The organism is Psychrobacter sp. van23A, assembly GCF_030845275.1.
GTDB classification, from domain to species: Bacteria; Pseudomonadota; Gammaproteobacteria; order Pseudomonadales; family Moraxellaceae; genus Psychrobacter; species Psychrobacter faecalis.
The window spans coordinates 2,825,855-2,839,117 of the sequence record NZ_CP132595.1; the positions used below are offsets into that span (position 1 = coordinate 2,825,855).

Genomic DNA, 13,263 nt, shown 5'->3' on the forward strand with positions numbered 1-13,263 from the left:
TTTGAATTTTTGGCCTTTAAAACCTGACCCTTTTAAAAATAAGACCTTAAACTTCCAATATAAAATTTAACGGCCCATCGTTGATACTCGCCACTTGCATATCAGCGCCAAACTCACCAGTTGCTACATGGGGATGTTGGGTTTTGGCATAAGTAATTAGTTGCTCGAACAATACCTCTGCAGCATCGGGTGCCATCGCCCCGCCAAAGTCAGGACGGCGACCTTTATCGGTTTTTGCCATTAAGGTAAATTGTGACACCAGTAATAAACCGCCGCCTACCTGCTGGACATTTTTATCCAATTTACCAAACTTAGCAGGCTCATCGTCATTCTCAAAAATGCGATAAGTGAGGATTTTATCAATCATACGCTGCGCACTTTGCAAGTTATCCTCATGACCCAAGCCAATATAAGCCAAGACTCCATGCTCAATCGCACCAACGCAGTGCGCATCGACAGTGACGCTGGCGCGCTCCACCCTTTGTATCAGTGCTCTCATTTACAGCCTTCCTTATTTATAAATCGCTTACAGTTTATGGTCATACAATCATACCCTGACCATGATAAAATACCGCCATTAACTTGCCTATTAATAATTACATCGAACCCTATTTTGGTAACCTTATTATGAATTTATTTGCCACCCTTCAACAATTTGTACCGCAGCAGCAGCTGAGTAAAGTCGCTGGACGTCTAGCAGCCAGCCGCCACCCTTATGTCAAGCGTGCGTTTATTCGTAGCTTTGCCAAAGCTTACAATGTCAGCTTAGACGAATACGAGCGCCAAAGTTTCAATGCTTATGAAAGCTTTAATGACTTTTTTACCCGTGAGCTAAAAGACGACGGGCGTCTCATCGATAGCCGCGCAAATGGAATTGTTAGCCCTGCTGATGGTGTTATCTCGCAATTAGGGCAAATCCGCGACCATAAATTACTGCAAGCCAAAGGTCGTCATTATGACATCGGTCAACTACTCGCTGATAGCGAAGATGGCAGTTATTTTGCTGATGGTAGCTTTGCCACCGTGTATCTTGCGCCGAGTAACTATCACCGCGTGCACATGCCATTTGCGGGTACCTTGACCAAGACTCGTTATATACCGGGTACCCTATTTTCTGTCAATAATGTCACGGCGGCAAACGTGCCGGATTTATTTGCCCGTAATGAGCGTTTGGTCTGTTTATTTGACACAGAGTACGGCAAAGCGGCGGTGGTCATGGTTGGAGCGATGATTGTCGCTGGTATCGAAACCGTCGCGACGGGAAAAATCAGCCGCACTGAGGATATCCAAGAAATGGTTCACAATATGAGCTTTGCCAAAGGCGATGAGCTTGGACGCTTTTATTTAGGCTCAACGGCGATTGTCGTTCTACCAAAAGGCGCAAAAGCCGATTGGCAAGACAGCTTACAAGCCAACAGTATGGTAAAAATGGGACAGCTATTGGGTGTTGCGAATAAATAGCAGTTGTATAAAGACCCTAAAAACCTCTACGTATAAGCCTAGTTAAGCCACTCAGCTTAGCTAGGTTTTTTATTAGACGCATTCAATCTAATACCGAAAGTGCTTGTGAATAGGATACGCAAATAAGATGTTTTCTTCTTGCGTTCCGCGTCCGATGTTATGAATAATCAACGGCGAGCCATCAGCGGCGACTTTATTAGAAACGATGCCCATATGCGGTAAATTGCCGTTTGGCAACCGCCACGTCACTATATCACCGGCTTGAAAGCTAGATTTATCAGTGGTAGATAATGTTTGACCATGACGGGCAAAAAACACCTCAAGATTCGGCACACGGCGATGATCGATATTTTTATCGGTTGATTTTAGTCCCCACGTCTTTGGATAGGCCGACCAATTGGACTTCATATCGTGATTGACCAATTGCTGTAAATCGATATTTTGCAGGCGGTATGCCCGTACGACAACATCGGTACAAACGCCGGTTTCTATCGGTACATCGCCACGCGGAAAATCCAGCTGACGATAGGTAGGGTCATAGCTGGTGGTCACACCTATCTGTTTTTTGGCATCATAGGCCAATTTATCGCCCTTACCAACAGACTCGGTCGCCTGCGCCAATTGCGCTAAACTTAGTACGCCAAGAAAAACCAGTGATTTCGCGAATGTTTTATAAGTACCAGCTATTTTCATGTGACCGTCTCTTTGCGTGATTGTCCCTAATATAAAGGCTTTAGTGCAGGAAGATAATGAGTAATTTGTAAACAGCTGACAGGCAAAAAAAACTTTTAACCACTTATCTATCAATCAGCCAGCCTTGCTCGGTCGCATACTCAACCTGTTCCAATAGCCATTGATGAATACTCGGAAAGCTGTCTTTAATAAATCTTAGGACGCCAGTCACTTGCGAGCGTGTCACCTCATGATCACTCCATGTTTTCCCGCCCGTATTTAAATTTAACAAAAATGGCAAAATTCGATCAATCACTCTCAGCAGCTCAGCCTCTTTGCTCCTGCCCGTTTCTTGCGCTTCCCAAATCTCACTTAAGTTTTTGATACCATTGCCGCGCTCAGCTCGTAATCGAGCGATGCCCTCGCGCTCTCCAGCGTGAGCGTCAGCTCTACTATTGGCAAATAAAAATGTATCACCGGCATCAACTTCTCCCAAGTCATGTATTAATGCCATCTTCAGCAATTTTTCATGATTAACATCAATCTCAAACTGTTCAGCAATTGACCAACAAGCCATCGCCAAATGCCAAGAGTGCTCGGCGGAATTCTCCAACCGATTTGTTTTCGTCACATAACTGCACCGATTGACGCGTTTTAGCGCATCCAACTCTAATAAAAAATGCGTTACATCGTCAATATCAATATTTGCAGCAGTCGCAGGGTCGGTCAACGGTGTATGGTTGACACCATTAGAATAGGGTAACGTCATGATTCTCTCTAAATAACTGATAAATTTGAGCGCTGTCTTTTCACGCAAAGGCAGATATTATAGTAAATATTTAAGCACTGCGGCATTGATAGCCGTTATAAAAACCGTAAACAACTTGCTTCAATATAATTTTTCGATAAAAAAATAGCGCCGATAGTATTGAGCGCTATTTTATTTTTGAGAGTTATTAAGAAACTATTTTTAATAATTAAATTTGCTTAAGCATGATGCTTAATTAGGCTACTTAATCAAATTACTAATGGTTTTAAACGCTGGGTCTTTACTGCTGCGGCATAATTCAAACAGAATGGATTCTACCGTGCTAATGACCCCACCAGCGCGGCGAATACGGCGAATCGCTTGCTTTTTATCATAAGGAAAGCGTGAGCCGACCGCATCACCAATAATCACGGGCTGCATACCATTATCGAGTAAATCAAGCGCTGTTTGCATCACGCAAACATGCGCCTCTACCCCAAACAATAAAACGATACTACGATTTTGCTGGGCTAAATAATGCCACGAATCATCGTTATCGCAGGCGCTAAACGTCACTTTCTCAAAGCTTTTGGCATTGTCACCTTCTAATACATCGCGTATTTCAGGCAAGGTATCGCCAAGTCCCTTTTTATACTGCTCATTGAGCATGATAGGAATATCGAGCGCTTGCAAACCCTTAATCAGAGTGACGGTTTTTTTGACGATATTTTCGTGGTCATAGATATGTGGCGTCAAGCGTTCTTGAATATCGATAATCATCGCTTGGGTATTTTCGCGGGCGATACGATAAGTGCGATCGGTAATCATGGTAGACATAGTACACTCCTTGTACGACTGACCTTATTATTAAAGGCTATGTTAGATTTATCATGGGTGTTTTCGTTATTGTTCTTATTCTTATTTAGTCATAGTTTGCTAAGCGGGTCAATGAAGATAAATCTTATTAACAATTATGAACAGGATATTATAAAACCAGTTTTTAATTGACCAACACAAAAACCCCTAGTCTTCATGACTAGGGGTTTTTTTAAAGATATAAAACTAAAAAGATTTATTAAAACGCTTAAACACGCTCAATTACAGTCGCGATACCTTGACCTAGACCGATACACATAGTGGCAAGACCGATTTCAGTATCCATTTGCTCCATAGCGTTTAGCAAAGTAACTGTGATACGAGCACCAGAACAACCGAGTGGATGACCTAGGGCAATTGCGCCACCATTGACGTTGATGATGTCTTGCTTGTCGGTCAAGTTCAAGGCTTTAAGTACCGATAGTGCTTGAGCTGCAAACGCTTCGTTAAGCTCGATGGTTTGCATATCATCGATGCTCATGCCAGCGCGTTTTAGGGCTTTTTGGGTCGCAGGAACTGGACCATAACCCATTATAGCCGCATCACAACCAGCAACTGCCATGCTGCGAATACGCGCACGTGGTTTTAGACCCAAATCTTTGGCTTTTTGCGCGCTCATGACGAGCATCGCTGACGCACCGTCAGATAGAGCTGATGAAGTTGCCGCAGTGACTGTACCGCCTTTTGGATCAAAGGCTGGACGTAGCTTTTGCATTTGCTCCATCGTCGCGTCTGGGCGAATCACTTCGTCGACGGTACATAGTTGCAAACGACCGGCGGCATCATGACCTTCGATACCGATGATTTCATTATCGAAACGACCTTCTGTGGTGGCAGCCCATGCACGGCGATGCGACTCAAGACCAAAGGCGTCTTGCTCTTCGCGGGTGACGTTATTCATACGGCCCAACATTTCAGCGGTTAAGCCCATCATATTTGACGCTTTTGCATAATGTTTTGAAGCTTCAGGGTTTAAGTCAACGCCATGCATCATACCAACGTGACCCATATGCTCAACACCACCGATGATGAAAACCTCACCTTGGTTGGTCATAATTTGCGCAGCAGCTGTGTGTAGCGCCTGCATAGATGAGCCGCATAGACGGTTCACCGTTTGGCCGCCAGCAGTCTTTGGAATACCAGCTAGCAAGCCGATATTACGACCGATGTTTAAACCTTGCTCTAAAGTTTGGTTCACACAGCCCCAAATGATGTCTTCAACGTCACGTGGGTCAAAGTCGTTACGCTCAACCAAGGCACGAACCAATTCAGCAGAAATGCTATCAGCGCGCACGTGGCGGAACATACCGTTTTTAGATTTACCCATTGCTGAGCGTACGCCATCTACGATGACCACGTCTTTTGGACTTAAAGTTGTCATACTATCTTCCTTTTCAATTTTTATTGTCAGTGGCAGTACCACAATGCTCGTCATATTTTATGTAAAAGATTATTCATAATAAATAAATCATCAACAACCTTATCGAGCATGGGTACGGCACTTCATCCTAGTAATGACCGACCATTACGCGGTGGCGTAAAAAGTCTCGCCTGCGGCTGCCATATCGCGAATCTTTTGCGGCGCTTCATAGGCTTTGCCAAGGTGCGCGTATTTTTCGCATAGCGCCAAGTAGTTATCTAGACCCATTTGGTCGATATAACGGCAAGGGCCACCGCGGAATGGCGGGAAACCAACGCCCATAATCATCGCCATATCGGCTTCAGATGGCGTGCTGACGATGTTGTCTTCTAGGCAGCGAACCGTTTCATTACAGAAAGCCAGCATGGTGCGGTCGATGATGATTTGATCATCAAAGGTTTGCTTGTCGCTATCCGTCGTCGCTTTTAATAGCTCATAAGTCGCTTCGTCAGCCACTTTTTTAGGCTTACCGCGCTTATCAGTCTCATATTTATAGAAACCAACGCCGTTTTTCTGACCTAAGCGTTTGTTTTCATATAGATGCTCGATAGCACCTTTATAATCAGGCTTCATGCGATCAGGGAAACCTTCTGCCATCACTTCTGCACCGTGAACGCCCGTATCTAAACCAACCACGTCGATTAGATAAGCAGGACCCATTGGCCAACCGAATTTTTCCATGACTTTATCGACATGAGCAAAGTCAGCACCTTGCTTAAGCAGCAAGTCAAAAGCACCAAAGTATGGAAACAACACACGGTTGACCAAGAAACCTGGGCAGTCATTGACGACAACCGGCACTTTGCCCATTTTAGACGCTAGCGCAACTGTAGTTGCAATCGCTTCTTCTGATGATTTTTCACCGCGGATAACTTCGACGAGTGGCATACGATGTACTGGGTTAAAGAAATGCATACCGACGAAGTTTTCTGGACGCTCAAGTGCTTCTGCTAAATAAGTAATAGAAATCGTCGAGGTGTTTGACGCTAGGATACAATCGTCTTTAACCAAACCTTCAACTTCTTTAAGTACCGCACGCTTAACGTTTGGATTTTCTACGACTGCTTCGATAACGATATCAGTCTCTGCAAAATCACCATAGTTCAAAGTTGGACGGATACGGCTTAAGGTTTCACCCATTTTCGCTGGGGTCATCTTTTTGCGTTCGACCATTTTACCAAGTAGCTTGCTAGCTTCGCCCATACCAAGGTCTAATTGCTCAGACTTGATATCTTTCATGATGATTGGCAAGCCTTTGCTCGCTGCCTGATACGCGATACCGCCGCCCATGATACCGGCGCCTAGTACGGCTGCTTCAGTAATTTCATGTGCTTTTTTGCTGTGCTGCTTGGCAAGTTTTTTGACCAATTGATCGTTTAAGAACAGACCGACCAAGCTTTCCGCTTGTGGGGTTTTCGCCGCTTTGGCAAAACCAGCCGCTTCGACTTCGATTGCTTTATCACGTGGCAAATTGACGTGTTTTTCAATGGTTTCGATAGCGATTGCTGGCGCTGGGTACTGCTTAGGATTGGCTTTGGCAAAGATCATACCTTTGGCACTGTTAAACGCCATCGCTTGCTCAAGCTGGTTTAGCTTTACAGGATTCAGCTTCTCTTCACGCTTCGCTTGCCAATCAAGCTCACCTGAGATACATTTTTTGACTAGGTCAATGGCGGCATCTTGCAAGTCATCGGCAGGAACAGTCGCATCGACTAGGCCTAATTTTAGCGCATCAAGTGGTTTTTTCGGGGTACCAGTGGCGATCAATTCAAGCGCATTGTCGATACCAATCACACGCGTACTACGCACCGTACCACCAAAACCTGGGAAGATACCGAGCTGGGTTTCTGGTAGACCGATAATGGCTTTGTCGCTCATGACACGGTATTCACAAACCAAGGTCATCTCACAACCACCGCCAAGCGCTGCGCCATTGATGGCCGCTACTTTTGGAAATGGCAGGTCTTCAAAGCGGTTGAAAGCGTCATTGATATTAACGACCCAATCTTTGATTTCGTTTTCTGGATTCTTAAATGAACCGACGAATTCTGTTATGTCCGCCCCAGCGATAAACACGCCTTTGCTTGAGGTGACGATTAAGCCTTTCACGTCATCCGCTTTTTCTAGCGCTGTCACAACTTCAGCAAATTGCTTATTGGTTTCAGCATCAAACTTGTTCACGCTCTCATTTTCGGCGTTGTATTGCATGTTGGCGATGCCATCCTCTAGCATTGTCACCGTAATGCGATTTCCTTGGTATACCATTTGAAACTCCTTGCTATATAACGAAAGCTACGTTTTAAAATTAAAAGCTTTAAAATTAAAGGTCATAGTCAGTTATTGTTAGTAAAACGAGTAATAACACTGCCAACATACTGCTTTAAAAGTCAGTATATGAGCAGTGCAGATGTCTTTATTATCCAGCGCTCATGTTTGTATTCATTTTTTGCAACGCTATCAGGTAATAGCAAATATGAATACGGCGCTTCATTTATATACGTTTGTTACCGGTACTGATGTTATAAACACTGACTGAACATTGAGATGATCAGTCACTTAAATCAGGCTAAAAACCTATGCGCTAAGTGCCAGACCATTTTCACGCCAATTAGTGTAGGGGATTATGCCCCCGACTGTCACAAGCTAATACCATACTCGCAAGTCACTCTTAAGTCGACACCAACCCTTTACCTTGCGGCCAAGGTGCTTTAGGTGTCCGCCTGTATACTGAGATTTAAGATAAGAATTAGCCTTTATTATCAAAACACATCTAACCGTCAAGTTAAATCAATAATAGGTAACAAGGGTTTGTTGCATTATTACACCTATTCAACGGGCTTTTTTACGCCAATTTTTAACATTAAACCGCCAAAAATACGTCATTGATAATACTCGTAGCATAAGGAATATAATCTATCATGCTACACTAGCGCTATTTTTATTATTCACCTGATTAATGGTTGGATTATGACTGTTTCCCCTGCTTCTACTTCTATGCCAAGCCCTATGTCTTCAACAACGGCTTCAAACACTGTTTCAACAACGGTACCTTTTGCGAGCTTTAATAATAATACTGAGCAATTTCATAGCGCCGTGCGCGCGCAACTGGCGCAAGATATCGAGATGCTATTTGCTTACGCTGAGCTGCCAAGTCCGCTGCTTGATGCCTGCCGTTATGTGATGACCGGTCAGGGTAAATTGGTACGGCCGTTATTGGTCGCCAGCGCCTTTGATAGTGTCAATCGAAGCAATGCGAATGACGACGTTAATAGGGCTGATGAATATGTCGATAAAAGCACTGATAAAGAAGCTAAGCAAATTCAGCAAAATAGCGATTTAGAATCACTACTAGAAAACGACTCCGATTATGATATGGCGCGCCGTGCAGCATTGGCGGTAGAGCTGTTGCATACCTATTCACTGGTGCATGATGACTTGCCCTGTATGGACGATGATGAGCTGCGCCGTGGTCAGCCAACTGCCCATATCGTCTTTGCAGAATCGACCGCCCTGCTCGCCGGTGACGTGCTACAAACACTTGCTTTTGAAGTACTAACCGCTGAGCTGCCAACCTTTGCGCCCTATGACTCTGCTATCGCAAGCCAGCTGATCGCGATATTCGCGCCGCGTGCCAGACGCATGGTTGCTGGGCAAATGCTCGACCTCAATGCCGAAGCCAGCACTGATATCACGCAAAGTGATTTAGAAGCCATCCACCGTGACAAAACAGGTGCGTTGATTGAAGCGGCGATGCTCATGGGCGGCATCTGTGCAGGTGCGACGGCGCCGCAGCGTATTGCTTTGCAAGATTGCGCCCAGCATATTGGTCTGGCTTTTCAAGTCCAAGACGATATCTTAGATGTGACCACCAGCACCGATACCCTCGGCAAACCTGCGGGCAGCGATGAAAAGTTAGACAAATCTACCTATGTGAAACTGATGGGCGTTGAGCAAGCGACCCACTATGCGCAATCGCTATTTAATGACGGCCGCGCAGCGCTTAATCGTGAATTAAATAGTCGTGAGTTAAGCGCTAATAAGGACACCAACGCCTTATTGGCACTCATTGAATGGCTATGGTCACGTAAAAAATAAGCTCAGCAATAAACATTAAAAACGATAAAGGGTGGTCAACATGGAAAGTACCCTTACTCAGCGTATCTACCTCGGCACGGGCGGCTATAGCGATACCGATCTGCTTGGTACGCTGTACCCAACTGGCACCAAAAAGACCGACTTCTTACGCGAATACGCCAAGCAATACGGCGCGGTCGAGATTAATAGCACTTTTTACGCACCCATCGGACAAAAAGCCTTTGCTGGTATGGTTGATAAAGCCTACGTGCAAGCAAACAGTGAATTGAAATTTGCCGTCAAGCTGCATCAAGACTTTACTCATGCACGCAAGGGCACAAGCGAGCATGCGCAAGCTTTTATTACTGCCCTTACACCACTTATCGAAGCCAATGCTCTCGCGCCATTACTACTGCAATTCCCACACGGTTTTGATCGTACTCGCGAGCATCGGTTGTATCTCGCCAATCTGGTCAGTTGGTTTCAAGACTATCCACTAGCCGTTGAGTTTCGCCATAATGGTTGGCATACGCCGCAAGTGGTCGATAGCTTTATCGAGCAAGGTTTGATTTGGTGTAGTGTCGATTATCCCAAAGTAAGCGGTTTACCGCCGTCACGACTGATATTCACTCAGCGTACTGGCTATCTGCGCATGCATGGCAATAATCTAAACTGGTGGGATGCGATGAGTGCTGCTGATCGTCATGATTATCGCTATAGTCAGGCTGAAATGCAGGACTGGGCGCAAGCGATTGCCAATCAACGTCAGCATTTTGATACGCTCTATATTTTCTTTCAAAACACCGTCAATGCGCATGCTTATTATAATATTGCGATGTTACGGGAAGCGTTGAGCAAGTTTGGGTTTGAGGTGTTGTGATTTATATGTTTGCTTTGAGCAAGGTAATATTCTCAATAAAAATAGTTTTATAAAAGTAAATTTTAGATAAATTTGAATTAATTTAGCGGAGTAATTTAATGTACCCTAAAATAGTAAAGCTAGATATTGAACACGAACCAGATGGATTCGAACGAGTAACTCTTACTCGATTATTAAATAGTCATAAAAACTCAAGCATTTTTATTTAAGGAAAAAAAATGAAAACTATTGCAATATTCAATAATAAAGGTGGCGTTGGCAAAACCACTTTTTGTGCTAACTTAGCTACTCATTTCGCTATGAAACACAATAAAAGAGTTTTAGTATTAGACTTAGATCCACAAGCTAATATAACCCATTACATGTTAGGTGATGAATCAGCAAGCGAGGTTATCGCTCCATATTATGATCGAGAAATTCCAAAAAAAGAAAATACTATAGTTGATGCATTTGATAATTATGAAATGGGTGAAAGCACAATTAACACAAACGTTAAGCCTATACTCTGTGATAGATTTCAAGCATCAATCATTGCAGGAAATCCATTTTTAGCTTCATATGAAGACATACTTAGTAAGAAATGGAACGAATTATCCGATCCTGATAGCGTAAGTGGAATGAGAATATCAAACTGGATTAATACTCTTCTGAATACAGAAAAAGAAAACTATGACTATGTTCTTATTGACCTTAGTCCTAGTCTTGGTGCTATCAATCGAACTGCATTACTTGCTTCGGACTATTTTATTTCACCGATGAGCTGTGACATATTTAGTCTGGTAGCAATAAAAAATATTAAACAATGGTTTGATAAGTGGGTACCTTATTACAACTCCAAACATGAAGTATTTAAAGCAGAAAAAAGTCATATTTGGGAAAAAATCAAAGATGAAATTAAATCAGAGGTCACTGTTGATAAAGGATTTCTTGGTTACACAATACAGTCTTATATCTCTCGTAAGCATGCAGACGGTACAATTAGAACAACGCAGTCGTATCAGACTATTATTGATAACTTTGAGCCTGAAGTTAATAAAAACTTGAGCATATTTAGAAAACCAGAGATAACGGAGCTTACTGAATTAAATCTAGGTGAAATACCTCATATGTTTGGTATATTAGCCTTGTCTCAATTTGTAGGTGCGCCAATTGCCAACTTGAAATCAACAGATGGAATGGCTGGTTCACAGTACACTCAGGCAAAAAACTACATCAAAGCATTTGATACTATATCTGATAGAATTATACAAAACTTGGGAGATGCTTGAATGTGGCCTGACTCTCTTGTTAGAGAAATAGTTGAAAAACGCTGTATTATTCATCTCGGTGCTGGAATGTCATGTCAAGCATTAGACGAGAACGGTAATAGACCACCTAGTTGGGAATCACTATTAAATATATTAAAAGATTCAACTTTAAATAATAGTTCAGATAAAGTTCTAGTAGATGAGTTTATCTCTCAAAAAAGGTACCTAGATGCAGCAGAAGTTATTAGAACAAAAGGAAGTCCTGCTGAATACAATGCTAAAATACGAGAAACATTTATCGATAATAACTTCCTTCCTTCCGATGCTCATAAGGACTTAGTAAATATTTCACCAAGAATATTCTCAACTACCAATTATGATACTTTAATAGAGGGAGCCATAATTGAAAATGCTGGTCATAACTCATTTACTCAGTATGAACATACGCGAGAGGGGTTACTTGATTCAATAAGATCCCCAAGTACTATTTTAATAAAAATGCACGGTTGTGCTAAGCATGCAGCAAATACCATACTTAGTCGTTCCGATTATTTCAATTTACGAAAAAAGAATAGATCATTTTTTGAGCTCACATCTTCACTTTATAAATTAAATACAGTAGTCTTCATTGGTTGCGGTATTGAAGATCCTGATATCAATTTAATTTTAGAAAACAATAATATTGAAACAGGTACCACAAACCCTAGTTATGCGATGGTTGGTTCAAAATCTTATGCTGCAAGAATTAAAGATACTATCAAGAGTCAGTATAATATTGAATTAATTATTTATGAACAAAAAGATGAAGACGATCATAGTAATTTTCCGTTAAAAATAAAAGAATTAAGAGATAAAGTCGACTTAATAAGAGCAAAATATGGTTTGACAAGCTAGTCGGCAATACAATGCGTGCCTGAGTATCCGTACACTTTTGCTCTAAAACCAAACCAAAAAAAGGACGCCTCTCAGCGTCCTTTTTTCAAATCAAATACTTAGCGGTTAAAGATTACTCTTCAACACCAGCATCTTGACCTTTGTATTTCGCATTGGCGTAGTCCCAGTTCACTAGCTTGTCTAGGAAGGTGTCAACATAGTCAGGACGACGGTTACGATAATCGATATAGTAAGCATGTTCCCATACGTCACAAGTCAATACCGCGACTTGACCATGCGCCAATGGGTTATCAGCGTTACCAGTTTTAGCGATTGATAGTTTACCGCCAACCTTATCAGCAACTAGCCAAGCCCAACCAGAACCAAACTGTGAAGTTGCTGCGTTTTTGAACTCTTCGCGGAACTTGTCATAGCTACCGAAATCTTCTTCGATTTTACCTTTCAAGTCACCAGTAGGTTCGCCGCCACCATTATCAGGCGTCATGCAGTTCCAATAGAACGTATGGTTCCATACTTGCGCTGCTTGGTTAAACATGGTTTTTTTGCTGTCATCTTTCGCAGTCGCTACGATGATTTCTGGCAATGTTTTGTCTTCTAGACCAGAACCCGGGAGCAATTCATTTAACTTGTTTACATAAGCGGCATGATGCTTGTCATGATGGTATTCTAGCGTCTCAGCACTGATATGCGGCTCAAGCGCGTCTTTTGCATAAGGTAGATCTGGTAAAGTAATATTTGACATAGTTATTTTATCCTTGCTGGTTTAGCCATTAGTATTAGGTATAGCTCAAATCAACGCTATAAATTATTGGACTAAATTGGCTTAGTTTATTGTTAGTGAAAGTCATTACTCAATATGCTAAACATATTACGGTAAACCTAAAAGGCTTGCATGCTAAAATTATCTTAAGCGCGCATCACTTATTAGTTAATGTACTTATAAATATATAATGGGCAAAACCATGATCGATATTCATAAGTATTATTAATT

At 42.5% G+C, this 13,263-nt stretch carries 12 protein-coding genes; 5 read left to right on the forward strand and 7 right to left on the reverse strand.

What is annotated here, in order from left to right; translation table 11 throughout:
• Positions 1-46: 46 nt before the first annotated feature.
• Positions 47-499, reverse strand: coding sequence for a D-aminoacyl-tRNA deacylase (gene dtd / locus RAH45_RS12005; protein WP_198328609.1), 453 nt, complete (start codon positions 497-499; stop codon positions 47-49).
• Between the two features lie 128 nt (positions 500-627).
• Between dtd and asd the strand changes: the two genes are divergently transcribed.
• Complete coding sequence (asd, locus tag RAH45_RS12010) at positions 628-1,461, forward strand: archaetidylserine decarboxylase (RefSeq protein WP_306495299.1); 834 nt, start codon at positions 628-630, stop codon at positions 1,459-1,461.
• An 87-nt stretch (positions 1,462-1,548) separates the two neighbouring features.
• Here the strand turns inward: asd and RAH45_RS12015 are convergent, their stop codons facing one another.
• From RAH45_RS12015 to fadB, 5 genes are all read right to left on the reverse strand, one after another.
• The gene (locus RAH45_RS12015; RefSeq protein WP_198328606.1) at positions 1,549-2,154 is read right to left on the reverse strand and encodes a DUF1287 domain-containing protein; all 606 of its coding nucleotides are present in this window, start codon (positions 2,152-2,154) and stop codon (positions 1,549-1,551) included.
• Between the two features lie 103 nt (positions 2,155-2,257).
• Positions 2,258-2,902, reverse strand: a complete 645-nt coding sequence (locus RAH45_RS12020; RefSeq protein ID WP_198328604.1) for an HD domain-containing protein — start codon at positions 2,900-2,902, stop codon at positions 2,258-2,260.
• Positions 2,903-3,142: 240 nt separating this feature from the next.
• A complete protein-coding gene (locus tag RAH45_RS12025) occupies positions 3,143-3,718 on the reverse strand; it encodes an isochorismatase family protein (RefSeq protein WP_191691966.1) in 576 nt (191 codons plus the stop codon).
• A 247-nt stretch (positions 3,719-3,965) separates the two neighbouring features.
• A complete protein-coding gene (fadA, locus tag RAH45_RS12030) occupies positions 3,966-5,138 on the reverse strand; it encodes an acetyl-CoA C-acyltransferase FadA (protein WP_201592384.1) in 1,173 nt (390 codons plus the stop codon).
• A gap of 144 nt (positions 5,139-5,282) precedes the next feature.
• Complete coding sequence (gene fadB / locus RAH45_RS12035; RefSeq protein WP_306495300.1) at positions 5,283-7,442, reverse strand: fatty acid oxidation complex subunit alpha FadB; 2,160 nt, start codon at positions 7,440-7,442, stop codon at positions 5,283-5,285.
• A gap of 702 nt (positions 7,443-8,144) precedes the next feature.
• Here fadB and RAH45_RS12040 point away from each other — a divergent pair.
• The 4 genes from RAH45_RS12040 (at position 8,145) to RAH45_RS12055 (ending at position 12,272) form a co-directional block, all read left to right on the forward strand.
• Positions 8,145-9,272 carry a polyprenyl synthetase family protein gene (locus tag RAH45_RS12040; protein WP_373429169.1) on the forward strand — a complete coding sequence of 376 codons (1,128 nt, stop codon included), beginning with the start codon at positions 8,145-8,147 and terminating at the stop codon, positions 9,270-9,272.
• A 40-nt stretch (positions 9,273-9,312) separates the two neighbouring features.
• The gene (locus RAH45_RS12045) at positions 9,313-10,131 is read left to right on the forward strand and encodes a DUF72 domain-containing protein (protein WP_306495301.1); all 819 of its coding nucleotides are present in this window, start codon (positions 9,313-9,315) and stop codon (positions 10,129-10,131) included.
• Positions 10,132-10,349: 218 nt separating this feature from the next.
• A complete protein-coding gene (locus RAH45_RS12050) occupies positions 10,350-11,399 on the forward strand; it encodes a ParA family protein (RefSeq protein ID WP_306495302.1) in 1,050 nt (349 codons plus the stop codon).
• Positions 11,400-12,272 (forward strand): SIR2 family protein, encoded by an 873-nt coding sequence (locus RAH45_RS12055; RefSeq protein WP_306495303.1) that lies wholly within the window; start codon positions 11,400-11,402, stop codon positions 12,270-12,272.
• 112 nt (positions 12,273-12,384) lie between these two features.
• On the opposite strand, the gene RAH45_RS12060 is transcribed toward RAH45_RS12055, so the two are convergent.
• Entirely contained in the window at positions 12,385-13,014 is a 630-nt protein-coding gene (locus RAH45_RS12060; protein WP_289050741.1) for a superoxide dismutase SodB, read from the reverse strand.
• Between the last annotated feature and the right edge of the window lie 249 nt (positions 13,015-13,263).